The sequence below is a fragment of the Pseudoalteromonas sp. CF6-2 genome, assembly GCF_021729425.1.
GTDB lineage: Bacteria > Pseudomonadota > Gammaproteobacteria > Enterobacterales > Alteromonadaceae > Pseudoalteromonas > Pseudoalteromonas arabiensis.
Window position 1 is genome coordinate 1,872,889 of the sequence record NZ_CP091442.1, and the last position, 25,199, is coordinate 1,898,087.

Consider the following 25,199-nt stretch of genomic DNA (forward strand, 5'->3'; position numbering starts at 1 on the left):
TTGCACTGTATGTATTTTTTTTCCCAAACGAGGTTAGTTCCTCAAAAAGCGAGGTGTTACATTACGGATAATAAGCGCTTGTTCTTACCCTTTCTATTGCTTACTGCATTAGCAATACCTGCAACCCGTGAATTTACATTACAAGCATTGAGCGATGCTTTTTTTCAAGTATCGGTCTTTGTTGCTGCCACTTTATTAATTTATTATTATTTAATCGATCGCCTTCCACAATTACAGCTAAGCTATTTACGCGCAAAATCAGGCATCCTTGAAGTCAGTTTTGCTTCTATCTTAGGTGCTTTACCTGGCTGTGGTGGCGCCATTATAGTTGTTACTCAATTTACCAAAAAGCAAGCTAGCTTTGGCTCCGTTGTTGCGGTACTGACAGCGACAATGGGAGATGCTGCATTCTTATTACTCGCCACTCGTCCTCTTGATGGACTATTAATGATGTTGATAGGAGTGAGCGTGGGTATTATTAGTGGTCAAATTGTTAATTTATTTCATTCCAGTTCAAGTTTTCAACCAAGTAATGCGACTGAGTATAATGAAGAGCCTCAGTGCCAACCAAAGATACTCGAATATAGCCGCCCTGTTTGGAAGTTAGCTTTAATACCTAGTTTGATTATCGCTTTTGTTATTGCAACAAACACAGATACTCGTTTCTTCAGTGAAGGCCTTGCAAACACAATCAGTATTTTTGGCGCCTTGATGGCTCTTTTTACCGTGATTGTATGGGCTTTATCTTCAAAAGGTGTAAGTTATAAGCAAGTAACTAGCGAAGAAGCCCCTTGCACGCCTCCATCAAAGCTTACTAAAGTGTTAATGGACACTCATTTTGTTACAGCATGGGTCGTTGCTTCATTTATGGTGTTTGAAATTTTGGTGAATGTGGCTGGCGTAGATTTAGCAGCATGGTTTTCTGAGTATGCCTACTTAGCGCCCTTAGTTGCTGTGGCAATCGGCTTATTACCTGGTTGCGGGCCACAAATTGTTGTAATGACACTATATATTCAAGGGATTATTCCGTTTAGTGCGATGGCAGCCAATGCAATATCGAATGATGGCGATGCCTTATTCCCAGCTATCGCATTAGCACCAAAAGCGGCCTTAGTGGCGACAGTATATTCAACAATACCAGCATTGTTACTCGGTTATGGTTTGTATTTTTACGGCATATAGCAAATAGAATATTTAGAATTTAAAAAACCAGCCGAGGCTGGTTTTTTAATGCTTAGTAGGGCGTGTTGACCTTTGTAGATTGAAATTTGTTCACTATTAACCACAAAAGGTCAACACGCCCTAATGTTAGCTCATCGCCATCATCATTTTTGCAGGATCTTCTAAGTAAGACTTCCACAAGTTGTTGAAGCGAGCAATAGTGCCACCATCAATGACTCTGTGGTCGCCAGACCAGCTTACTTGCATAATAGCTGCTGAAATCACATTCCCTTTTTCATCAAAACGAGGTAAGTGCTGCAGTTTACCTAAAGCAACAATCGCCACTTCTGGTTTATTGATGATCGGGGTTGCAATTGTGCCGCCAATCGCACCGATGTTCGAAATACTAATCGTGCCGCCTTTCAAATCATCGGGTGATACACGCCCATCACGTGCCGCCTCTGTCAAACGCGTAACCTCATTAGCAACATCAACAATGCTCTTCGACTGACATGATTTAATATTTGGCACTAATAGGCCAATCTTAGAATCAACCGCCATACCGATGTTGTGATCATCAAAGTAAGTCAGCTCGCTACAATCATCATTAACTTGTGAGTTAAGCGCTGGGAATTGCTTAATAGCTAATGACAGCGCTTTTATAAAGAACGGCATCATAGTGAGCTTAACGCCCTGTTGCTTATACTGCTCTTTTAGCTCGCTGCGCATTGCGATCAGTTTTGTTAAGTCAATTTCGTCGCAGAAAGTAAAGTGAGGAATAGTCGATACTGACGCAACCATTTGCTTCGCCATTGCCGCTTTAATACCTTTAATAGGCTCAACACGGCTACTACCAACAGAAGTTGTTGATGCGGTTTTTGGCGTAGCATCTTGTGATACAGTTTGGCTTGGTGTTTCATTCAAAAAGTCTTCGATGTCTTGCTTATAAATCCGGCCATTTTTACCCGAGCCTGGCACTTGCGTTAAATCTACATCAAGTTCACGCGCCTTACGACGAACAGCAGGTGAAGCAACTGCTTTCTTATTAAGCTGTTTAGTTTCATTTGCTGAAGCCGCAGGTTTCTGTGCTGGTTTAGTTGCTGCATTTGTTTGTGCTTTAACCACTGCAGAACTTACATCTGGCTCTGCACTTTGGCCTGCAATACTCATTTGGAATAATGGGCTGTGAACCGCTGCAATATCACCTTTTTTGTAGTAAAGCTTTTCGACTTTACCTGTGTATTTAGCCGGAATTTGCACCAGTGCTTTGTCTGTCATTACATCACAAACCGCTTGATCTTCAACGATTTCATCGCCTTCACTCACTAACCACTCAACGATTTCACACTCAACGATACCTTCACCGATATCTGGTAAAATGAAATCTTCTAAGTGCTCATCAGCCTCAGATGATGCTTCAGTTGTAGCAGGAGCTCGCGCTTCTTCGCTTTGTGTTGGTGCTTCGCCATCAACATCCATTGCAAATAAGGGTGCATGTACTTTCGCAATGTCACCTTTTGCATAATATAGCTTACTGATCACACCATCATGAACAGCTGGAATTTGCACAAGCGCTTTGTCGGTCATCACATCACAAATTGGCTGATCTTCTTTTACAGAATCGCCCTCTGCAACTAACCATTCAACAATTTCACACTCTACGATGCCTTCGCCGATATCTGGCAAGATAAAATCTTTAGACATACTGACTCCTAAAACTCTACTGATTGCTTAATCGCAGCAAGCACTTTAAGTGCATCTGGCACATATTCTTTTTCAAGTGCTAATGGGTATGGCGTATCTAAACCACACACGCGAGCAATTGGCGATTCAAGGTGTAAGAAACACTCTTGTTGAATTGTTGCAACGATTTCTGCACCAAAACCATTGGTAATTGGTGCTTCGTGGCTAACCACTAAACGGCCTGTTTTGATTACTGATTTAGCAATCGTTACTACATCCCACGGTAAAATGGTGCGTAAGTCGATTACTTCACAGCTAATACCTTGCTCTGCTGCTTTTTTAGCGGCGTCTTCGATGATTTCCATCTGCGCCCCCCAAGCAAGTACAGTGACATCAGTACCCTCTTGTACGATTTCAGCTTTACCAAGCTCGATGCTGTAATCTTCTTCAGGTACTTCACCAGTTGATGCACGGTATAAACGTTTTGGCTCAAAGAAAATAACAGGGTTATCATCTTTAATTGATGCACGAAGTAAACCTTTAGCTTGGTATGGGTTACGTGGCACAACTAACTTCAAACCAGGTGTGTGAGCAAAATAAGCTTCTGGTGATTGTGAGTGATATAAACCACCGGCAATACCACCACCGTATGGAGTACGGATTGTTAGATTGCCAACATTAAATTCATTACCACTACGGTAACGGAATTTAGCTGATTCATTCACGATTTGGTCAAATGCAGGGAAAATATAATCAGCAAATTGAATTTCAGCTAAAGCTGGTGCACCAAATGCCGCTAAACCATTGGCAAAACCTAAAATACCTTGCTCAGTTAACGGAGTATTAAACACACGGTGCTTACCATATTTTTCTTGTAAGCCTGATGTAGCACGGAATACACCACCAAAATAACCAACGTCTTCACCAAAAATACAGGCATTTGGATGCTCTGCCATGGTGATATCAAGAGCAGAGTTAATTGCATGAAGCATGTTCATTTTAGCCATTACTTTAATCTCCCTGCAGTGGTTGGATAAGCATCAGGATGCTGCAAAATATGCTCTTTTAATTGTTCGTATTGTTTTTGCAGTGATGGAATTGGCGTATCGTAAACGTCAGAAATAAGCTCTTCTAATGCCGGTTTTGCCACTTTCTCAGCACGCTTAAGAGCCGCTAAAATTTCTTCACGAATTGTTTCTTTATCTTTAGCGTCTTGTGCTTCGTCTAACCAACCTTGTTTTAATAACCACTTACGGAAACGCTCAATAGGACACCCCTTATGTTTCGCTTCTTCGTCTTTTGTGCGGTAGCCGCTTGGGTCGTCACTGGTTGAGTGAGCACCTAAACGGTAGGCAATTGACTCGATTAAAACGGGTTCGCCTTTAGTCGTTACTATTTCACGGGCTTTTTTCGTTGCTGCGTAAACAGCAAGTGCATCAGCACCATCAACACGGATTGTTTTAATACCGTAGCCAACACCACGTGATGCAATACCATCACCTTTAAATTGTTCATCAGCAGGTGTAGAAATCGCATAACCATTATTACGAGCAAAGAAGATCACCGGCGCTTCATGAACAGCAGCCATGTTTAAACCAGCATGGAAGTCACCTTCAGAGGCAGCACCTTCACCAAAGTAACAAATAGTAATGTTATCAATAGTGCTATTTAACTCACCGGTTTTGGCATCAATATGACGCACTTTTTGACCATAAGCGTAACCCGTTGCTTGGGGGATTTGTGTACCAAGCGGTGATGAAATAGTCATGTAGTTAAGTTCGCGTGAGCCATAGTGAATCGGCATTTGGCGACCTTTACCTAAATCTTTTTCATTTGAAAACATTTGGTTCATGAATTGGTCAAGGCTAAAGCCGCGATAACGCAGAGCGGCTTGCTCACGGTATTGGGCCATGATCATGTCGTTTTGATCAAGGGCTGCTGCTGATGCAGTTACAGCTGCTTCTTCACCTAAGCATTGCATATAAAAGCTAACGCGGCCTTGGCGCTGCGCAGCTTGCATACGCTCATCAAGAGCACGGATAAAACGCATTGTCTCGTATAGATGGATTGCTGTTGCTTTGTCGATATCAGGTGCGGTTGCACCCTCGTAGATGTCGCCATCCTCATTAAGAATGCTTAATGTAGGAATTGTTAATGCGTGACCATCAATAAATGACAGTTCATGATTAATGTTTAGCGATACGTTATTTGGATTACTCATAACCTACCTTCTTTCGTTGTCAGAAACCTACGCCACTGCCCTTATTTGTGTTTTTATCAGCTTGAGCTGCAAGGATAAAGTTTGCGCAATATTCAATCAAATTAAATTAAACTGCCGTCACTTTACGTTAACGTAAGTTGTTATTCAACTAATCATAGACGAATAGTCGATAAATGGCTAAATACGCATGGAAAGTTAACTATACAACAAAATAAAACCATTAAAGTCATATAGTTAACTACATTCAGATGGGTGTTAATGCAAAAAATTTAAATAAAGTTGCTATCAACTTGCATAGGGATAACGGTAAGCAAAGCACGCTGACCTAAGGCTACATCTGCATTTGGGAAGATTATAGCTTCACCGTCTACTTCCGCTTCATACCTGGTCTGACCATCAATCGCTAATAATTCCCCTTTGGCAAAACCGGTGAAATTTTCTACATCATCAGCAAATGGGAAACTAAAATCTTCGCAAGTACGGTTTATTGTTCTATAAACTGAAAACAACTCAAAATCTTCTGCATTGAATTCTTTGTATTCAACAGTTTCTTGACTAATTAATGCAATTAACGTTTTTTTAGTTTTCTCAAAGCGAGACATGTCATTTTCGCCAAATGGCTTTACTTGACCAAGCTCAACTGTAAATGAGTCAGCACCGTGGACATAAGACGAGTAGTAGCTAAACGTTGTTGCCGCAGATTTCATCATTAATACTGTGTTTACGCCACAGCTAAGCAAAAATTGTAACTGCGACTTTTTCCAAGGCTTGCCATGTAAGAATGGATACACTGCGAACTTTTCATTTTTAGAGCCACGAATTGCAGTATGAAGGTCATAATGAAAACGCTCACTGGCCTGGTTGCCTCGTTCAAAGAAATCCGAAACCACATCTTCAAGTAGCTTTGCACGCACGCGCTCAGGGTTTGAGGCAATACCTTCAACAGTATGGTGGCCATTAAATAAACGGTTTAGGTTTTCATCAACAAAACGCTGACCGATATTAATTGATTTAGGGTTACCAAAAATAAACAATATGCGCTGTTTCAGCGTAAGTTCTTCTGCAATGATTGCTTTGATTAATTGATCGCAGATTTCAATTGGCGCTGTTTCGTTACCATGTATCGCACTTGAAAGCACAATATCTTTATTTGTTTGTCCTTTTGGTTGAAACTCTATGATACCCGTATCATGAACTGTTACATCAGTGCCATTTTTGAGGGTGAATGACGATGGTTCAAGTTGAAATTCATTACTGCGAGTGAGTGTTAAAAAGTCGCCTGTACGTTTTAATTCATCTAGGTATGCAGAGGTTGAATAGCTCATTGTTCTATCCTAATAATGCGTGAGAGTAGAATACAAAAACGGCTGAGAATATCAGCCGTTTTAAAAGATAAAAAAGAGATTAGCTAATTACTGAATCAACTAATTTTTTCGCTTCTTTTTCAAGTAATGCTAAATGTTCTTCACCTTTGAATGATTCAAGGTAAATTTTATAAATATCTTCAGTGCCCGATGGGCGTGCAGCAAACCAACCGTTTTCAGTAACAACCTTTAAACCACCAATTGCAGCATTGTTACCTGGTGCATGGGTTAGCTTTTGCGTAATGACATCGCCAGCGAGTGTGCTTGCAGTAACATCGTTAGCAGAAAGTGCTTTTAGACGTTCTTTTTGCTGTGAGGTTGCTGGCGCATCGATACGCTTATAGATAGGCGCACCAAACTCTTGTTCAAGCTCTTTATAAAGTTGTGAAGGTGTTTTACCCGTCACTGCCAAGATTTCAGCTGCGAGTAAACCTAAGATAAAGCCATCTTTATCTGTGTTCCAAACTGTACCATCAAAGCGTAAGAACGACGCCCCTGCACTTTCTTCACCACCGAAAGCAAGCGTACCTTTACCCAGGCCTTCAACAAACCATTTAAAACCAACGGGTACTTCTTTTACTTTACGATTGTTACGCTCTACAACTTTATCAATCATGCCGCTTGATACAAGCGTTTTACCAATCGCGACATCTTTTGACCAATCACGGTTATTTAATAAGTAATCTATCGCCACGGCTAAGAAGTGATTTGGATTCATTAAACCATCAGGCGTCACAATACCATGGCGGTCATAATCTGGGTCATTACCAATACCAATATCATAATCATCTTTCAGTGCGATTAAATTGGTCATGGCGTAAGGCGATGAACAATCCATACGAATTTTGCCATCTTTGTCCAGTGGCATAAAAGCAAAGCGTGGATCAACGTCTTTATTTACGACTGTTAGGTCTAAATTGTATTTTTCTGCGATTACAGGCCAAAAATTAATACCTGAACCACCAAGCGGGTCAATACCTACTTTTATATTTGCTTCGCTAATGGCTTTTAAATTAATGATATTTTCTAAATCGTTAACATAAGGATTAATAAGGTCTTGATATTTTATAAAACCTGAGCGTGATGCTTTAGCAAATGGAAATAGCTCTACTTCAACGAGATCTTCAAGCAGTAACTGATTTGCTCTGTCTTCAATCCATTTAGTTACATCAGTATCAGCAGGCCCACCGTTTGGCGGATTATATTTAAAACCACCGTCTTCTGGTGGATTATGAGATGGCGTAACGACAATACCATCTGCTAATTCATTTGGATTTTGTTTATTGTGTGACACAACCGCATGACTGATGACAGGTGTAGGGGTGTATTCATCGTTTTCTTGCGTAATAACTTGTACTTCGTTAGCAACCAGCACTTCAATGGCTGAATTAAATGCAGCTTCACTTAAAGCATGAGTATCTTTACCAAGAAAAAGAGGACCAAAAATATCATTTTCTTTGCGGTAATCACAAATAGCTTGAGTAATAGCTAATATATGCGATTCGTTAAACTTTACATCGTACGAGCAGCCGCGATGTCCTGACGTACCGAAAGCAACACAATGCTCTGGATTTTGTTCAAGATCGGGCTCATTTAAATAGTAAGCAGAAACCAGTTTAGGTACATTAACTAAGCTTTCTTGTGGTGCGGTTTTTCCTGCATCCGGGTGAATCGCCATAATATTTCCTTATCGGTTATAAATAGTCACGGATTTTTTCAGCGTCATCACTGCTGTAGCCTAAACACAGCGCGACTTCGTGAAGCATCATTTTCTTACGTGTTGTATTTGAGTTCGTCATCACCCAGTATTCTGTATCAGTGATGTTTTTCGGATTCATACTACTACCACTTTCGAGTAATGCTTCTTTGCTGGTAGCAAAATAAACGCGGTCACGGCCTTTTATATCTAATACGTTCACAAATTCGTTTTTGTGAGAACGGTACAAGGCAGCTAGAATGAATAAAAAGCGCCCTACCACTCCCTTTTGCATTGCAAGCTCTTCTTTATTCAACACATTAAAAACATTCCCTTTAGCTTGTGAGCTGGCTTTAGGTGGAGTCGCTTTTTCTGCTTCTGGCTCAGGTTGTTGCGTTTTATCGGTCGTGTTGTCTTTTACAGGTTCAACGGTTGAGGTTTCTTGTTCACTATGTTCACTCGTTGTTTCTGCTACCGTGTTACCATCAGATAGGTTTAATAAACGACGCAAAATAGTTGATGCACTTTCACCAATACTTTGAGTGTTACTTGCTATGTATTGATATAACTCGTCGTCTATGTCGATTTTTTTCATGTTATTCCTGTCTTTACGGGTCACATTTTAAAAGTTCTCAATGATTATACCTAAGCTCGCAGCAATTCTCTATGTTTTGCAATTTGTAATTTCGCTAGGCAAAATACAGCGATTAAAAATAGGAGTTTAAAATGCTATTAAACTACCAACAATCGGGCCAAGGTCCTGACGTTGTATTGATCCATGGTTTGTTTGGCTCATTAGAGAATTTGAATGTTATAGCCAAAGCATTAGCAGAAAATTACACCGTTACTAATATTGACTTACGAAATCATGGTAAGTCATTTCATAGTGAAACGATGAACTATGAAGTAATGGCAGACGATATTTACAACTTGCTAAAGCACTTAAACATATCAAATGCACATATTATTGGCCATTCAATGGGCGGCAAAGCAGCAATGCAATTAGCACTCAAGCACAAGGATGTGGTCAATAAGTTAGTTGTATTAGATATTTCCCCTGTAGCAAATAAACCACGGCACAGTGCTATTTTTGCAGGTTTAAACGAAGTGGCTGAATCGAGTGTTGCAGATAGAAAAGCAGCGGATCAACTACTAGCAAAACATATCGACGAGATGGGTGTTCGACAATTTTTGTTAAAAAGTTTTGCAAAAAACGACCAAGGACAGTACCAATGGCGATTCAATTTAGACGTTTTATATCAGCAATACGAAAATATTTTATCGCAACTTGATGAAAATGATTCTTGTTTATGTGATACTTTATTCGTGAAAGGTAATGATTCCGACTATATTTTGGCTGAGCATCGTCCAATGATTATAAGTTTATTTCCAAATGCGAAGGCAAAAGTAATTCACGGTGCGGGTCATTGGTTACATGCGCAAAAACCACTTGCTGTAAATAAAGCAATTAGCGACTTTTTAGAGCAATAAAAAGGGCAAGATAAAATTCACGTTTTTGATCTAGCCCACTAAATTATTATGATTTTGTGTGCTATAGTACGCGCCGTTTAATTTGAAGGTTTATACGTTGATGGTCAGTCAGTTAATTAACGAATTTGATACCTTAGGGTTGTATTTTGGCTTAGCCGGCATTTTCTTTTTTATTGGAATGGCAATTCAAGATGTCCTTAAAAAAGGTGATGTACCAAAATTTGGCCGATACATCGTTTGGTTAGTGCTGTTTTTAGGTTGCTCTGGGTTTATAGCTAAAGGACTTATTCAAGTTTTTTGGCAAGGCGCAGGTGTTGGCTAGACATGGCAAAGTCAGAACTAGATAGAACAACACCCGATTTATTTGAATACGAAAAACGCCCAGGTAGGCCAAAAACGAACCCCCTACCTCGCGATATGCAATTAAAAGTGAATAAACGTAATCAAATAAAACGAGATAAAGCACGTGGTTTAAAGCGTGTAGAATTTAAGGTTTCATCACAGTTATATCAAGCATTAAGCGATATGGCAGATGCGCAGAATATTAGCCGTAGCGCGTTGATTGAAACAATTTTACAAGAAAGATTGGCTATTGATAGATAGAAGGTTTTAAATCCATGTCAAGCGTAGGTATTTTTTTCGGAAGCGATACAGGCAATACTGAACACGTAGCTAAAATGATCCAAAAAGAGCTAGGTAAGAAACTTGTTGCCGTTCATGACATTGCGAAAAGCTCTAAAGAAGAGATTGCTGAATTCGATTTGCTATTATTTGGTATCCCTACATGGTACTACGGTGAAGCGCAGTGCGATTGGGATGATTTTTTCCCTGAATTAGAAGAAATCGACTTCGAAGGGAAATTAGTCGCGATATTTGGTTGCGGTGACCAAGAAGATTATGCAGAGTATTTCTTAGATGCTATGGGTATGGTCAATGATATCGTAACAGAACGTGGTGCTATCGTTGTTGGCCATTGGTCAACGGAAGGTTACGACTTCGAAGCCTCAAAAGCGGTCATCGATGATAACCACTTTGTTGGCCTAGGTATTGATGAAGACCGTCAACCTGAACTCACAGAAAAGCGAGTTAAAGAATGGTGTGCTCAAGTTTATGAAGAAATGTGTTTAAGTGAACTTGCTGATTAATAACAAGTAACACTCGCATTTACTAGCTGCTGTAAAGATGCACAACCAGTTTGTTTTTGTCTAAATATTCGGCAATTAAGCGAATTGTTCTTTGCACTTGTTTGCCATGCGCGTTATTCTAATGGTTGCTAATGTGTCGTGTGCATCTTTTAAGGTGCCTAGTATAACTAAATAAATTGAGACAGATTGAATGACTGATCACAACTTGGAACTAAAAAAAGCAGGGTTAAAAGTAACGCTGCCACGTATTAAAATTTTAGAGATTCTGCAATCTCCAGACAATCAACACATCAGCGCTGAAGATGTCTATAAAATTTTATTAGACAAAGGCGAAGAGATTGGTCTTGCAACTGTCTATCGTGTTCTTAACCAATTTGATGATGCTGGTATCGTATCTCGCCACCACTTTGAAGGTGGTAAGTCGGTATTTGAACTATCAGGAAGTACGCACCATGACCACCTTGTATGCTTAAAGTGTGGCAAGGTTGTGGAGTTTGAGGATGATCTTATTGAACGTCGTCAAGTTGAAATTGCTGAAGAAAATGGCATTAAGCTAACTAACCACTCACTCTACTTATATGGTGAATGCGTTGACACTGAAAAGTGTAAAGAATACGCTGAATCAAATAGTTAATATTTTTATCAGACATAAAAAAACCTGCATCTAGCAGGTTTTTTTACGTCTATTCAAAATCTATTAAATGATTTCTAATAGCTCAACGTCAAAAATTAACGTCGAGAAAGGTGCGATTGCTGCACCAGCACCACGCTCACCGTAAGCAAGCTCATGTGGTACATATAGGCGCCATTTCGAACCTGTCCCCATCATTTGAACTGCTTCTGTCCAGCCTTTGATAACGCCACTTACTGGGAATTCAGCAGGTTGACCACGCTCATATGAGCTATCGAATACTGTGCCGTTGATTAGTGTACCGTGGTAATGCGCACGAATAGTAGATTCAGCTGTTGGTTTTTCACCCTCGCCTGCCGTAAGAATCTCATACTGTAAACCTGACTCGGTTACAGTGATCTCTGGGCGCTTTGCATTTTCTTCTAAGAAAGCAACACCTTCAGCAGCTAGTACCTTAGCTTCTTCTTCACGACGCGCTTGAATTTCAGCATTGATTTTTTCAAAAGCAGCTTGAATTGCAGGAATTTCAACTTGGAAATCACTACCAGCATACGCGTCTTTCATACCTTCAAATACAGAGTTAAGGTTTAAACCTTCAAATGGATTCGCTTTTAATTGTTCACCCATTTGTAAACCAATACCATAACTTGCTTTTTCAGCATCTGTTGTAAAAATATCTGACATGTTTAAATTCACGTTTATTAGTTAAAAGACAAAACCATACTAACATAAAAAAACACTGAATATCGCCTAGTTTTACTGTGTTTGGTTAGTGTTTAAACTAATTCGTTGCTTTATTTTATCAACGATAAAGGTAGCGATTGGTAAAGTTATAACCATTACTGAAATGAAGTATACATTCATCAAGCCCACAATGCCTGTAAGAACCAAAGGCACAACAAGTAAACCCACAAGTGCTATATATGACGCAGCAATAATTGGCCAATGTTTATCATATTTACCAATCAAATGAGCAACAAGCGCATTAAAACCAATGCCATATGCAATCGCAGTTAACAGGCCGTGCTCAGGCTTAGCATCATGCGCCATTGCAACAAGTACAGTTACACCGCTATGATAAAAATAGGAAAAGACTGACCACAGCAACAGGTGTTTAATAATACGTTGTAATTTTGAAGGTTCGCTTATCGGCATTATTTATCTCCAGAAAGCAAAAAACCGCCAATAAGGCGGTTTTTTTAAATAATGGTGGAGAGATAGGGATTTGAACCCTAGAGGGGCTACAAACCCCTGCCGGTTTTCAAGACCGGTGCATTCGACCACTCTGCCATCTCTCCGTACGGCGCGCATAATAGTGTTTACTGAGTTTTTTGTAAAGGTTTATTTTTAATAAAGTTCAATAAAGTTAATAATATTGCTTAGGACGTCTTGCAATCCATGAGCATATCAAACAAATAAACACGCTTATAAGGGCAAAAGCCGTTGCCTGAACAACAACGTCGATGCGATTAAAGTTGTCGCTAGGAACAATAACAAGTAAAAATGCAGGCAAGCTTGTAAATGTCAGAACATAACAACATATTTTAAATGCACGCCCAAAATCAAAGCGTTTTGTACTTTGCATCCACCATGTGAGTAGAAATAACACTCCCACAGCCGATAACCCTAGAAACTGAGGAGCTTTAGTCGACATAGCCACAAAAAATGTAATAATTGCGCCGAATAATCCCCATACTGACCAAGCGAACCAATTTTCTTTTTCACGTAAAAATAAGTTTCCCATTTTTCTCGTCTTCTTTATCGTTATTTTTCTGAGACTTCCATTACATTATCAAAAAACAACCGATTAAAAAACATACCGAAGAAGATTATTTAGTTTTGCGTCCAAGCGCTTCTTACAGCAAAGATAAACTTGAAAAAAGTAGCATAAGCAAGCTTAATCAGATCTGACTACTAAAATACAAAAAAGTTCAAAAATTATTATAAATTTTCAAAAAATCGTGATGGTTCATGCCTTACAGGCTTTTTGTGGTCCACTTCTGGTGTTCCCAGATATAAAAATCCTACAATTTCATCCTCTTCTTTGCACCCTAAAGCAGACTTAACAAAAGGACTTTGCGCAAAGTAACCGGTTCGCCAAATACCACCTAGTCCTTGTGCAAAAGCAGCTTGTTGCATTGCTAGGACGCTGCATCCTGCACTTTGTACTTGCTCAATACGCGGTACTTTTGGATTGTCGATTATATTAGCGATTGCAATTATCACCATTGGCGCACGCAAAGGTAATGATTTTGCACGTTCAATGATTCTTGCATCTTGTTGCTCAGCAACTGCCGCTTGGTGATAAATCTCACCTAGCTTATTTAATGCCTCGCCTTGTGCAACAATAAATCGCCACGGTGCTATGCAACCATGATCTGGCACTTTCAGTGCCGCACGTTTGATAATTGATAATTGTTCTTGTGAAGGGCCAGGTGCGACAAGCCTTGGATCAGACTGTCGAGTTTGTAAAAGCGTTAAAGCATCCATTTCAAATCCGTAAGTACATAATACGAAGCCCCTAATTAATAGGGGCTATAAAATTTAAGCTTAACACTTATTCTAGTTATCAATAAAGTCATTAGTTCGCTTTACAGCCAACCAGTAATCGATACTCAAGTATCTTCCCCCACCCATAAAGAACAGGCTCAAAAGCATGACAAAGTAAATTACTGAAAACTCCATACCATTATTTAAAATCACAGGACGGCCAGTTTCATATAAATAGCCAGTATGGCCGTGTGTTTCTAATAAATCGCGCATTTTAGATAATCTTTCTGAGGCTTGTGCTGAGTTGTCTAAGCTTTCTTGTGCTCCAGGGATATTTATCCAACTTAAAACACGCGCAGGACTTGTGCTTGCATCTGTTGGCGTAACAGCAAACCAACCATGTTCGCTATGAACAGTCGTTGCCGCTACTAACATGGTAATCATAAGTGGTATAGCCACAAGTCGAGTTAAAAAGCCAAAAAATAAAAGTATCCCACCTAAAAATTCAGTCCATGCAGCTAGAAAAGCTAATAATGCAGGAAAAGGTAAACCGAGACCCCACTCTTCATTTCCAAACCAGGCGATGATATCTTCGGATGCTAAAAAGTATTGATAAAAATGAGTAACATCACCACTCAGAGCAAGCTTATTAAAGCCAGCAATTATCATAACCGGGGCTAAGATAAATCTGATAAGAAGTGCAGGAACGCCGTCAAAAATACGGAGTTTATTTAAGGATTGATCATATGATTTTATTAAAGTATTCAACATTGTGGCCTCAGTTATAAGACTAGTAATTAGTATAGACTAAGACCACATATAGCTTGTGTTTATTTCAATTAGATTTTTCTAGCTACCTGTAATGCTTCAAAAATTGCACGCTTAGCATCAATGGCAGCCGCTAACTTGGCTCCACCAATAACGTGAACTTTCGCATTTTCTTTTTCATTTGCAAATGTTTCGCTGTTAGACACTTGACCGATGCATGCGATGACCGTATCGACATCTAACAGTTTTTCTTCGCCTTTGACTGTGATCTTCAACCCCTGTTTATCGAAGCTTAAGTACTGACATTCTGCTATTTGTGTTACACCATGTTGTTTAGCAACCTGGCGATGTATCCAACCTGTCGTTTTACCTAAGTCGCTACCAAAGCGTCCTTCACTTCGCTTAAGCATATAAAGCTTACGTGTATCTTTGTCTGGCTTGGCTTCACACTCTATTCCCCACTGAGTTTTAAACTGCTCAATAGTTTGACCTTTGTGTTCACTTAAAAATGCCACCATATCAAAACCAATGCCGCCAGCCCCCAATATAGCAATTTTTTCACCAAGCTCTACTTCACCTCGAATCACTTCATCATAAGCGAATACACGTTTACCATCGCCACATTCGATTTTCGCTTCACGTGGACGTACGCCTGTTGCAAACACAACGTCATCGTATTGATTAAGCATATCGTCTTTAAATTCAGTACCTAGTTTTAGATCAACATCAAGACGCTTTAATTTGTTAGTGAAGTAGTTAAGTGTATGGTTAAAGTCTTCTTTACCTGGGATTTGCATTGCCAGATTAAATTGACCACCCATTTTCTCTTTGCGCTCGATGAGTGTTACCTTGTGCCCTTTCTGTGCGAGATAGCAACTTGCAGCAAGACCAGCCGGCCCTGCTCCCACAACAAGTACTAAACGTGAAGACGATGCTTTTTCTAAACTATAGTCTAATTCAAACGCCGCTTGTGGATTGACCAAACATGTCGCTCGTTTATTTTTAAATACATGATCTAAACAACCTTGGTTACAACCAATGCAAATATTAATTTGTTCAGACTGCTTATTAATATATTTGTTAAAGAATTCAGGATCAGCCAGAAGTGGACGAGCCATAGAAATAAGATCTGACTCACCTGCCTCTAAAATGCTATTGGCGATTTCAGGAGTATTAATACGGTTTACAGCCACAACCGGCACTGACACAGTGTCTTTTAACCTTTTCGAAGCTTCTTTAAATGCACCAGGCGGAACCATGCTGGCAATAGTTGGAACACGCGCTTCATGCCAGCCAATACCAGTATTAAATATGTCTACTCCAGCCTCTTCAAGTGCTATAGCTTGTTGCTTTACTTCATCTGGCGTTGAGCCATCTGGAATAAGATCCATAACTGATAGACGAAAAATAATAATAAATTTTTTACTTACTTTTGCTCTAACAGCTTTAACAATCTCAACAGCTAAACGCATGCGATTTTCTAAACTACCGCCATAGCTATCGGTGCGTTTATTTGTGTGATTAGCCATAAACTCATTGATTAAATACCCTTCTGAGCCCATAATTTCAACACCATCATAACCCGCTTTTTCAGCAAGCTTTGCAGAGTTCGCAAAGTCTTTGATGGTCTTTTTTATTGAACCTAATGACATTGCTTTAGGTTTATAAGGATTGATAGGCGCTTTAATTGCACTTGGCGCTTGATTAAATGGATGATAGGCATATCGTCCAGCATGCAGTAACTGCAAGCAGATTTTTCCACCTTGCTCATGCACAGCCTCTGTATAAGCACGGTGTTTAATCACATCATAATAAGAGCTAAACGTTGAAGCAAAGGGAGTTAATTTACCACGTATATTTGGGCTATAGCCGCCAGTAATAATTAACCCAGTGCCCCCTTTCGCCCTTGCTTGGTAAAATGCTCGTAAGCGTTTTCGGTTATGCCAGCCTTCTTCAAGCCCTGTATGCATTGATCCCATAACCAAACGATTACGAAGTTCAGTATGCGGTAATTGTAATTTTTGTTCTAACATGTGTGCCCCGTTAACTGGTCTAACCTCTGTAATAGTTAGATTCTGCTGTAATAACTGTAAATAATCAACTTTTAGCATCTAATTAATCTGTGGCAATTTGTTGATTTAAACACTCTGTTACTATTTAACAGTTAATTTTAAGGTTATTCTGAGCTAAGATGAGTTAACTACTAAGTTGTACTGAATTAAGGATTTATTTTGCTAGCAAAGATATTTAAAGGCATTTGGGCAGGGATTAACTTCTCACGCCGATTGGTTCTCAACATTATATTTTTACTACTAGTAATACTATTTATTGTTGCTATCTCCAGTGAAGAAGACAAAGTAAAAGTGGCCGACGGCACTGTATTACGCCTAAACCTAAATGGACCAATTGTTGAGGAAAAAACCTATGTTGACCCTGTTGAAGCAGCTATCAACGATGCAACTATGGGCCAAGAAGCACCATCAGAAATTTTGCTTGATGATGTAATTGAAGTTATTAATCAGGCAACTGAAGATGATCGTATTTCAGTTATGCTGCTTGACTTACAAAAAATGCCAAGTGCCCATATCAACAAATTAAAGCAAATAACAAAGGCGATTGATGCATTTAAAGAAGCGGGTAAACAAGTTGTCGCAACGGGCTATTATTACACGCAAGCACAATATTATATTGCAGCTCATGCTAATGAGGTGTCAATGCACCCTTATGGCGGTGTAAGCATTGAAGGCTACGGCATGTTTCCGCTTTATTTCAAAGATGCACTTGAGAAACTTAAAGTAACACAACACATTTTCCGCGTGGGTACTTATAAGTCAGCCGTTGAACCTTTCATCCGCAACGACATGTCTGAGGCTGCAAAAGAGGCAAATAATGTCTGGCTAACCGCACTTTGGAACGAGTACAAAACAGACGTCGCTGCAAGTCGTCCATTCGATGAAAGCAATTTCGATGAAGATATGGATGTATACCTTGCTAAAATGCAAGCCGTTAATGGTAATTCAGGTCAATACGCACTAAACAACCAATGGGTTGACTCACTGAAAACGTCACAACAAATTCGTCAACAATTAATTGATGTAGTGGGTACTGAAGAAACAGGCAAAACCTTTAAACAGGTTAGCTTCCGTGAGTATTTATCGCTAGTGAAGCCACCTATTGAATTTGATAATCCAATTACTGAAAAAGTAGCTGTTGTTGTTGCTAAAGGAACCATTGTAGACGGTGAACGCAAGGCAGGTGAGATTGGTGGTGACTCTACCGCTGCCCTACTTCGTAAAGCGCGTCTTGACGACAAAGTAAAAGCTGTTGTGCTTCGTATTGATTCAGGTGGCGGTAGTATGTTCGCATCTGAAGTAATTCGTGCCGAAGTATTAGCACTTAAAGCTGCTGGCAAACCCGTTATTGCATCAATGAGCTCAGTTGCCGCTTCTGGTGGTTATTGGATTGCATCTGCCGCTAACGAAATTTGGGCTGCTCCTAGTACTATTACGGGCTCAATTGGTGTATTCGGTACCTTCATGACATTTGAAAATACCATGGCTGAATTAGGTATTTATTCAGATGGTGTGGCAACGACCGATCTTGCTGGTTTTTCGATTGCTCGCCCACTTGATGAGAAAATGGCAGATATCATTCAATTGAGTGTAGAAGATGCTTATCAGCGCTTCTTAAATGTAGTGGCAGAAGCACGTAACATGACACCAGAACAAGTGAATGAAATAGCTCAAGGCCGTGTGTGGATTGCGACCCAAGCAAAAGAGCTAGGTTTAGTCGATAAACTAGGTGATAAGCAAGATGCTATTAAAGCTGCGGCTGAACTTGCTAAGCTAACTCACTATGATGTTAAAACCATCAAACAGTCGCTTACCCCTCAAGAGCAAATGCTACAAGATATCTTTGGTACAGCCGCTGTTAAAAGCTTTTTTGCTAAATCTGATTCATCGCGATCAGTGCTTGCAACACAAGCTAATTTACAGAGCCTAATTAATCAGGTTAGTAGTGAAATTGATAACCTAAAAGATTATAACGATCCACAAGGTGTTTATGCACGTTGTTTAGTATGTAACGTAATTCAATAAGTTACTTAGCTAAGCAATTTTAGGTATACTAAGCCCAGTTATTTTACTGGGCTTTTTTTATGAAACGTAAACGTATATATATCGCCTACACGGGCGGGACTATCGGGATGAAAAAATCGAGCCGCGGCTATGTTCCGGCAGAAGGTTTTTTGACCGAAACAGTGGTTAATAATGCAGAGTTTAATCGCGATGAAATGCCTTTGTTTGATATACACGAATATTGCCCACTCATTGATTCTTCAGACATGTCGCCTGCCCATTGGCAACTCATTGCTGACGATATTAAAAGTAAATACCAAGACTATGATGGCTTTGTAGTTTTACATGGTACCGATACCATGGCCTATACCGCCTCGGCTTTGTCTTTCATGTTCGAAAACCTAACAAAACCTGTGATTGTAACCGGCTCGCAAATTCCACTGTCGCAGCTGCGCTCAGATGGGCAAGTGAACTTACTAAATGCGATGTATTTAGCCGCTAATTATCCGATTGCTGAAGTAAGCCTATTTTTTAATAACCAGCTGTTCCGTGGTAACCGTGCTACCAAAGCGCATGCCGATGGCTTTGATGCGTTTGCTTCACCTAACCTTGAACCTTTAGCATTATCTGGAATTAATATTCAACTGATCAAAGGGCAGCTCAGCCCTTACGTTGATAACGAATTACAGGTATCGAATATCACACCACAACCCATAGGTGTGCTTTATCTATACCCTGGTATAAGCCCTAAAGTGGTAAAAAGTTTAGTTAACGATGATATCAAAGCACTTGTTTTACTTAGCTTTGGTGTCGGTAATGCGCCACAAGATCCTGCGTTTTTAAATATTCTTAATGACGCTAGTAAACGCGGTATGGTGATTGTTAACTTAACACAGTGCTTAAAAGGCCAAGTGAATATGGGTGGATATGCAACGGGTAATGCCTTATTAAATTGTGGTGTGATCAGTGGCTACGATATGACATTAGAGGCGTGTTTAACCAAATTACACTACTTATTCAGTCAAAAACTTGAAGTAGAAACAATTCGTCACTTGATGCAAGACAATTTGCGCGGTGAGTTAAGCCGATAATCAATACAATTGAATACAAAAAAGGCACCAACTGGTGCCTTTTTTTATACTTTTGATAATTAACGAACTTTTTCATCAATCTCCACTAAGTCTGTTAAATGGCAAATCTCACCACTGTGAGTTTTAATACCATGCTCACCGAAGTAGTCACGTTGTGCTTGAACAAGGTGACCATTACTTGGTGTCGTTAACGTCGCAATGTAAGTTTGTGTTGCTGTTAACACAGGGAACGCAAGACCCGAAGCAACTGCTGCGCCTGTTACTTTGCGTAATGCAGCTGATTCACGCTGCATAGAATCGATAAATTCTACACCTTCAGCCACATTGTCTAAGTAATCAGCACGAATGATACAACCAGCGCGCCATGTTTGTAGCGTTTTCGAAAGGTCAACTTTCCATTGATGAGCGCGAGATGCACCTTTGATAAGTGCTAAGCCTTGACGATAAGCAAGTAAACTTGCCAGTGTGAATGCATCTTTTAACTCATCCAAATCTAAATCAACTGAGTCAGTTGCTTTAGCAGCGTAAGTCATTTCTTTCGCTGCATGTGTATCACAAGTATTTGTTAAGTGACGAGCTTGTACAGCCGCCACTAATGATGGTACTGCAATGCCAAGTTCTAACGCATTTTGTGCAGTCCATAGGCCAGTGCCTTTAGCGCCAACCTTATTATCGATTAAATCGACTAGTGGCTCACCTTCTGTTGTTTCAAGGCTTAAGATATGGCTTGAAATTGACAGTAAGTAGCTATTTAAAGTCCCTTCTGACCAGTCATTGAAAATATCAGCCACTTCTTTCGGTGAACGATTGGTGCCTAAACGCAGTAATTGGTACATTTCGGCAATTAATTGCATCAACGCATATTCGATACCGTTGTGAACCATTTTTACAAAGTGACCACTTGCAGATTGGCCTACACGCGCAAAACATGATTCACCTTTGTAGCTTGCCGCTACTTTTTCGAACCACGGCTCTACACGCTCCCAGCCGCCTTCTGAGCCACTCGCCATCATAGCAGGACCATGACGTGCGCCTTCTGCACCGCCAGAAATACCCATAGTGGCAAATTCAAATTTGTTTTGATATTTAAGTTTACGGCTAATACCATCTTTGTAGTTACTGTTGCCGCAATCTACAATAATGTCATCACAGTCAACGCCTGCTTCTGCAAGCTCTGTACACACTTTGTCAACCAATTCACCAGCAGGAACTAATAGTAAGATTGAACGAGGCGGCTCTAAGCGTCTAACCATATCATTTAAATCAGACACTATGTGTAAACGGTCTGCCAAACCAAGCGTTTTCGCACAGCTTAGTAACTCAGCACCCGCATCAGGGTTTTTATCATAAGCTACTAATGTCAGCCCTTTTTCAATCAGGTTGAGGGCAAGATTTTTACCCATAACGCCTAACCCTACTAATGCAACTTGCATTTAGTGTCCTCCTCGGTAACAACTATTGGTTAGTTAATCAAAATAATTACGCGCGCATTATACCCAAGCAGCCCAAAAATGCGAGCTTGTAAGCTAAGTTGATATAAATCATCAAAATCATGAAGCGACGTTATGGTCAGTATATCAAAATAACGAAGGCATCGGACCAGATTTTTATAATACCCTTTAAAAAGGTATGTGTATTGACGCTACCTGACACCGGTGTCATAATAACGTCATTGTTACTTTGTATATTACAATTTTATACAAATAGTCTGATTCTCATAAGTAAGAACACTATTCTTACTTATGAGTTCTACATCGTGCCGATGTATAAGCCAATATAAATGGTTTAATTGCACGACTTTTTAATAGATAACCATCAATTTGCTTAATTTAATTAAGCGCACAGGAGAATTTGATGCTAAGACGCACAAAAATTGTTGCGACCCTTGGACCGGCAACCGATCGCGATAACAACCTAGAAAAAATTATTCGTGCAGGTGCAAATGTTGTTCGTTTGAACTTCTCACATGGTGTAGCACAAGATCATAAAGACCGCGCAGAAGCGGTACGCAGCATTGCTAAGCGTTTAAGCAAACACGTTGCTATTCTCGCCGACTTACAAGGCCCTAAGATTCGTGTATCAACTTTCAAAGATGGTAAAGTTAACCTAGAAGTAGGCGCAAAATTTACCCTTGATGCGAAAATGGAAAAAGGCCAAGGCGACGTAAACTCGGTAGGTATCGACTATAAAGAGTTACCAAACGACGTTAAACCTGGTGACTTACTACTATTAAATGACGGTTTGATTCAATTAACCGTCGATAGCGTTGATGGTGCCCTAGTTCACACGACTGTTACTGTTGGCGGTATACTGTCAAATAATAAAGGGATTAACCGATTAGGTGGTGGCTTAACAGCCCCAGCTTTCACTGAAAAAGACAAAGAAGATTTAATCACAGCTACTGAAATTGGTGTTGATTATATTGCTGTTTCATTCCCACGTAGTGGCGATGACATGCGCTATGTTCGCTCTTTAGCAGAAGCGGCTGGTTCAAACGCGCAACTTCTAGCAAAAATAGAGCGTGCAGAAGCGGTTGAGACTGTTGAAGCAATTGATGATATCGTACTTGCATCTGACGCTGTTATGGTTGCACGTGGTGACCTTGGTGTTGAAATTGGTGATGCCGCCCTAGTTGGTAAACAAAAGCTTATTATTAGCCGCGCACGTTCACTAAACCGTACTGTTGTTACTGCAACACAAATGATGGAATCAATGATTGATAACCCAATGCCAACCCGTGCAGAGGTTATGGACGTTGCTAACGCCGTATTAGATGGTACAGATGCAGTTATGTTATCTGCTGAAACAGCAGCAGGTGACTACCCTGAAGAAACCGTAGCTACTATGGCTCGCGTTTGTTTAGGTGCAGAATCTCAAAAAGAAACACATGTCTCTAAACACCGTTTAGACAGCCGTTTTTCATCAAATGCTGAATCAATTGCCTTATCTGCGATGTATGCAGCTAATCATTTAGATTCTGTAAAAGCGATTGTGACACTAACGGAATCAGGCAGCACAGCTAAGTTAATGTCGCGTATTAGCTCTGGTCTGCCAATTTACTCACTATCACGCCATGCAAGCACACTGGGGCAAACAGCTCTTTATCGTGGTGTTTATCCTGTATTCTTCGATTCAACAAAATGTGAAGATGACAGCATGGTTCGTGACGCATTAAACACGCTGGTTGAACTTGGTTCTCTTGTGGCTGGCGACACCGTGATTTTAACGCACGGCGATGCGATGGAAACGATTGGTGCGACAAACACAATGAAGATTGTAACAGTTTAAACTATTACAATTACTCGTTAAAAAGGCGCATTAAATGCGCCTTTTTGACTTAATTAGTGTCTATTGTTAACTAGCTGGCCAGTGCTGCTTTCACTTTATCACGGTAACTACGGCTCACTTTTAGTTCTTGACCGTTATCAAGCACTAATAAGTACTCACCGCTAACTTGGGTAACAAGTTTGCTAATTTGTTTAGTATTTACAATAGCACTACGATGAACACGTACAAACAATTGCGGGTCGAGCTCTTGTTCTAGCTCTTTCATCGTTTTTCGTAAGATATGCGTTTGTCCGTCTTGGCAATGTAGACACATATAATCACCTGCCGCATCAACCCATTGAATTGTAACCACAGGCACACGAACAATTTCACCCTGCTCTTTTACAGCGAGTGATTCTGGATAACGCCTATCTGCTAGGCTATCTCCTGTTGCTAATTTCTTTAAAATTTCTTCGCAGTTGTTACCTGTAATACCCGCAACAAAGCTCGCTAGTTTCTTCTTATGGGCGTTATCTTGTTGTGTCTTTAAATAGGTATGCACTTTCTCTACCGCCTGTTTTAGTCTGTTGTCATCGACTGGTTTAAGAATATAATCCAATGCATGAATTTCGAATGCTTTAACAGCAAACTGGTCAAATGCCGTTACAAAAACAATAGCTGGTAATGGATTAACACTCTCGCTCAATGCTCGCGCTACTTCAAACCCATTCATGTTTGGCATTTGGATATCCAAAAATACTAATTGAATGTTGCCAGATACACACTCATCAATTGCTTCTTGTCCATTGCTACATAAACGAATAACTTCCAAATCGTCAAACTCAGAAAGTCTTACAGCTAAGCCTTTTCTGGCTAATGGTTCGTCATCAACAATCAGCGTTCTAATTTTGCTCATTTATTTAACAGCCTTTTCAAACGGAACACGCAGATTTACCTTTAATCCACTTGGCGTATTGTCAGAGAGTACAAACGAATAATTGTTCTCATAAAGTGTTTTTAGTCGGTCTTTGGTATTTGCTATGCCAACGCCTTGAGAATTAACCAGTTGGCCATTTATCAGCTCGGTACCAGGACCATTATCGCCTACTTCCAATAATAGTTCATTTGCGAAAACTTGTGCTTTTATATCAATCACACCACCTTCATTTAGTTGTGCAATAGCATACTTAATGGCATTTTCGATAATCGGTTGCAGTATTAAACTTGGCACTAGTGCTTCTTTTGCTTGCTCACTCACTTCAACATTTACCTGCAAACGTTCATCAAAACGCACTCTTTCAATTTCTAAGTACAACATTAAAGCATGTAACTCCTGCTCTAATGGGACTTTTTTGATTGGATCTGTGTTTAACGTATAACGTAAAAAGTCACTTAATTTAGAGACCATTAGATTTGCATCTTTGTTCTCTTTAACTAATATCAGTGTAGAAATAGCATTAAGCGTATTAAATAAAAAATGCGGGTTTAACTGATAACGAAGCATTTTTAGTTGCGCTTCATGGGCCATTGTTGTTGCTTTTAATGCTTTTTGTCGCTCACTTTGTAAAAGCTGGTAATACTTAATTCCAAAGTACAAACCACTCCAACACAAAATGATATAGACAGAATCTAAACCTTGTTGAAGGTAATAAAACCACTCATTTGGCCTATAACCATGCCGGTATATTTCCCATAAGTTAAATTTTTGTACTACTGCCCAAAGCGTTCCCGTCAGATAAGACGCGCCAAAAACAACGAGCATTAATACCCAAGGTGACGCGTTCCACACTTTCCTATACATATAGCGTAAAGGTATCGTCATTAAGCATCCTGCATAAGCATTCAAAACGATAACAAACACGTATATGTCACGCATTTCAAATACTTTTGAGCCTATATAATTTACTAATGCATAGCCAATCCAGCCAGCGATCTGCAGGACCCAGAAAAAACGTTGTCGATTATCAACTAAAGATTGCCAATTCAAAATAACGAGTTACCTTATATACTTATTTTTATTATACCGATAGTCACGAGAATAAAGCACTGCCGCCTATCTTGATTTTTTATAGCCTTACCGCATTCTTCAGGCATTAAAAAAGCGAAGACTACGAC

General features: G+C 39.9%; 24 protein-coding genes and 1 tRNA gene. 9 read left to right on the forward strand and 16 right to left on the reverse strand.

Annotated elements, in window-relative coordinates:
• The first annotated feature begins 9 nt into the window (after nucleotides 1–9).
• Nucleotides 10–1,182 (forward strand): putative manganese transporter, encoded by a 1,173-nt coding sequence (locus tag L3Q70_RS08675; RefSeq protein ID WP_237114105.1) that lies wholly within the window; start codon nucleotides 10–12, stop codon nucleotides 1,180–1,182.
• 126 nt (nucleotides 1,183–1,308) lie between these two features.
• Here the strand turns inward: L3Q70_RS08675 and L3Q70_RS08680 are convergent, their stop codons facing one another.
• The 6 genes from L3Q70_RS08680 to seqA all read right to left on the reverse strand — a co-directional run bounded on the left by L3Q70_RS08680 (nucleotide 1,309) and on the right by seqA (nucleotide 8,720).
• On the reverse strand, nucleotides 1,309–2,865 hold the full coding sequence (locus tag L3Q70_RS08680; protein ID WP_237114106.1) for a dihydrolipoyllysine-residue acetyltransferase: 1,557 nt from the start codon (nucleotides 2,863–2,865) through the stop codon (nucleotides 1,309–1,311).
• A gap of 8 nt (nucleotides 2,866–2,873) precedes the next feature.
• On the reverse strand, nucleotides 2,874–3,851 hold the full coding sequence (locus tag L3Q70_RS08685) for a transketolase C-terminal domain-containing protein (RefSeq protein ID WP_237114107.1): 978 nt from the start codon (nucleotides 3,849–3,851) through the stop codon (nucleotides 2,874–2,876).
• Nucleotides 3,851–5,065 carry a thiamine pyrophosphate-dependent dehydrogenase E1 component subunit alpha gene (locus L3Q70_RS08690; RefSeq protein ID WP_062569134.1) on the reverse strand — a complete coding sequence of 405 codons (1,215 nt, stop codon included), beginning with the start codon at nucleotides 5,063–5,065 and terminating at the stop codon, nucleotides 3,851–3,853. The genes L3Q70_RS08685 and L3Q70_RS08690 overlap by 1 nt, the downstream gene beginning before the upstream one ends.
• Nucleotides 5,066–5,334: 269 nt before the next feature.
• A complete protein-coding gene (gene astE, locus L3Q70_RS08695) occupies nucleotides 5,335–6,390 on the reverse strand; it encodes a succinylglutamate desuccinylase (protein WP_237114108.1) in 1,056 nt (351 codons plus the stop codon).
• A gap of 79 nt (nucleotides 6,391–6,469) precedes the next feature.
• Complete coding sequence (pgm, locus tag L3Q70_RS08700; RefSeq protein WP_062569136.1) at nucleotides 6,470–8,107, reverse strand: phosphoglucomutase (alpha-D-glucose-1,6-bisphosphate-dependent); 1,638 nt, start codon at nucleotides 8,105–8,107, stop codon at nucleotides 6,470–6,472.
• Between the two features lie 16 nt (nucleotides 8,108–8,123).
• On the reverse strand, nucleotides 8,124–8,720 hold the full coding sequence (seqA, locus tag L3Q70_RS08705; protein ID WP_193988849.1) for a replication initiation negative regulator SeqA: 597 nt from the start codon (nucleotides 8,718–8,720) through the stop codon (nucleotides 8,124–8,126).
• A gap of 131 nt (nucleotides 8,721–8,851) precedes the next feature.
• On the opposite strand from seqA, the gene L3Q70_RS08710 reads away from it, so the two are divergent.
• The 5 genes from L3Q70_RS08710 to fur all read left to right on the forward strand — a co-directional run bounded on the left by L3Q70_RS08710 (nucleotide 8,852) and on the right by fur (nucleotide 11,395).
• Entirely contained in the window at nucleotides 8,852–9,616 is a 765-nt protein-coding gene (locus tag L3Q70_RS08710; RefSeq protein ID WP_237114109.1) for an alpha/beta fold hydrolase, read from the forward strand.
• 100 nt (nucleotides 9,617–9,716) lie between these two features.
• Complete coding sequence (locus L3Q70_RS08715) at nucleotides 9,717–9,938, forward strand: DUF2788 domain-containing protein (RefSeq protein WP_062569139.1); 222 nt, start codon at nucleotides 9,717–9,719, stop codon at nucleotides 9,936–9,938.
• A 2-nt stretch (nucleotides 9,939–9,940) separates the two neighbouring features.
• Nucleotides 9,941–10,219, forward strand: a complete 279-nt coding sequence (ybfE, locus tag L3Q70_RS08720; RefSeq protein ID WP_062569140.1) for a LexA regulated protein — start codon at nucleotides 9,941–9,943, stop codon at nucleotides 10,217–10,219.
• 14 nt (nucleotides 10,220–10,233) lie between these two features.
• Nucleotides 10,234–10,761, forward strand: coding sequence for a flavodoxin FldA (gene fldA / locus L3Q70_RS08725; RefSeq protein WP_193988851.1), 528 nt, complete (start codon nucleotides 10,234–10,236; stop codon nucleotides 10,759–10,761).
• Between the two features lie 190 nt (nucleotides 10,762–10,951).
• Nucleotides 10,952–11,395 carry a ferric iron uptake transcriptional regulator gene (gene fur, locus L3Q70_RS08730; protein ID WP_062569142.1) on the forward strand — a complete coding sequence of 148 codons (444 nt, stop codon included), beginning with the start codon at nucleotides 10,952–10,954 and terminating at the stop codon, nucleotides 11,393–11,395.
• A gap of 63 nt (nucleotides 11,396–11,458) precedes the next feature.
• Here fur and L3Q70_RS08735 read toward each other — a convergent pair whose 3' ends face one another.
• The 7 genes from L3Q70_RS08735 to L3Q70_RS08765 form a co-directional block, all read right to left on the reverse strand.
• Nucleotides 11,459–12,076, reverse strand: coding sequence for an FKBP-type peptidyl-prolyl cis-trans isomerase (locus tag L3Q70_RS08735; RefSeq protein WP_062569143.1), 618 nt, complete (start codon nucleotides 12,074–12,076; stop codon nucleotides 11,459–11,461).
• A gap of 72 nt (nucleotides 12,077–12,148) precedes the next feature.
• On the reverse strand, nucleotides 12,149–12,547 hold the full coding sequence (locus L3Q70_RS08740) for a hypothetical protein (protein ID WP_237114110.1): 399 nt from the start codon (nucleotides 12,545–12,547) through the stop codon (nucleotides 12,149–12,151).
• A gap of 52 nt (nucleotides 12,548–12,599) precedes the next feature.
• Nucleotides 12,600–12,690: transfer RNA gene (locus tag L3Q70_RS08745), tRNA-Ser, on the reverse strand.
• 68 nt (nucleotides 12,691–12,758) lie between these two features.
• Nucleotides 12,759–13,136 carry a hypothetical protein gene (locus L3Q70_RS08750; protein ID WP_062569145.1) on the reverse strand — a complete coding sequence of 126 codons (378 nt, stop codon included), beginning with the start codon at nucleotides 13,134–13,136 and terminating at the stop codon, nucleotides 12,759–12,761.
• A 197-nt stretch (nucleotides 13,137–13,333) separates the two neighbouring features.
• Nucleotides 13,334–13,882 carry an NAD(P)H nitroreductase gene (locus L3Q70_RS08755; RefSeq protein ID WP_237114111.1) on the reverse strand — a complete coding sequence of 183 codons (549 nt, stop codon included), beginning with the start codon at nucleotides 13,880–13,882 and terminating at the stop codon, nucleotides 13,334–13,336.
• Nucleotides 13,883–13,954: 72 nt separating this feature from the next.
• Complete coding sequence (locus L3Q70_RS08760; protein WP_237114112.1) at nucleotides 13,955–14,653, reverse strand: DoxX family protein; 699 nt, start codon at nucleotides 14,651–14,653, stop codon at nucleotides 13,955–13,957.
• 68 nt (nucleotides 14,654–14,721) lie between these two features.
• Complete coding sequence (locus L3Q70_RS08765; RefSeq protein ID WP_237114113.1) at nucleotides 14,722–16,683, reverse strand: NADPH-dependent 2,4-dienoyl-CoA reductase; 1,962 nt, start codon at nucleotides 16,681–16,683, stop codon at nucleotides 14,722–14,724.
• 198 nt (nucleotides 16,684–16,881) lie between these two features.
• On the opposite strand from L3Q70_RS08765, the gene sppA reads away from it, so the two are divergent.
• The gene (gene sppA, locus L3Q70_RS08770; protein WP_062569148.1) at nucleotides 16,882–18,747 is read left to right on the forward strand and encodes a signal peptide peptidase SppA; all 1,866 of its coding nucleotides are present in this window, start codon (nucleotides 16,882–16,884) and stop codon (nucleotides 18,745–18,747) included.
• A 59-nt stretch (nucleotides 18,748–18,806) separates the two neighbouring features.
• Nucleotides 18,807–19,817, forward strand: a complete 1,011-nt coding sequence (gene ansA, locus L3Q70_RS08775; RefSeq protein ID WP_062569149.1) for an asparaginase — start codon at nucleotides 18,807–18,809, stop codon at nucleotides 19,815–19,817.
• A gap of 59 nt (nucleotides 19,818–19,876) precedes the next feature.
• Here the strand turns inward: ansA and gndA are convergent, their stop codons facing one another.
• Nucleotides 19,877–21,250 (reverse strand): NADP-dependent phosphogluconate dehydrogenase, encoded by a 1,374-nt coding sequence (gene gndA, locus L3Q70_RS08780; protein WP_062569150.1) that lies wholly within the window; start codon nucleotides 21,248–21,250, stop codon nucleotides 19,877–19,879.
• A 421-nt stretch (nucleotides 21,251–21,671) separates the two neighbouring features.
• Between gndA and pyk the strand changes: the two genes are divergently transcribed.
• Nucleotides 21,672–23,105, forward strand: coding sequence for a pyruvate kinase (pyk, locus tag L3Q70_RS08785; RefSeq protein ID WP_062569151.1), 1,434 nt, complete (start codon nucleotides 21,672–21,674; stop codon nucleotides 23,103–23,105).
• 70 nt (nucleotides 23,106–23,175) lie between these two features.
• On the opposite strand, the gene L3Q70_RS08790 is transcribed toward pyk, so the two are convergent.
• Together L3Q70_RS08790 and L3Q70_RS08795 are read right to left on the reverse strand one after the other, a co-directional pair.
• Nucleotides 23,176–24,000, reverse strand: a complete 825-nt coding sequence (locus L3Q70_RS08790) for a LytTR family DNA-binding domain-containing protein (protein ID WP_062569152.1) — start codon at nucleotides 23,998–24,000, stop codon at nucleotides 23,176–23,178.
• A complete protein-coding gene (locus L3Q70_RS08795) occupies nucleotides 24,001–25,071 on the reverse strand; it encodes a histidine kinase (RefSeq protein ID WP_062569153.1) in 1,071 nt (356 codons plus the stop codon).
• Between the last annotated feature and the right edge of the window lie 128 nt (nucleotides 25,072–25,199).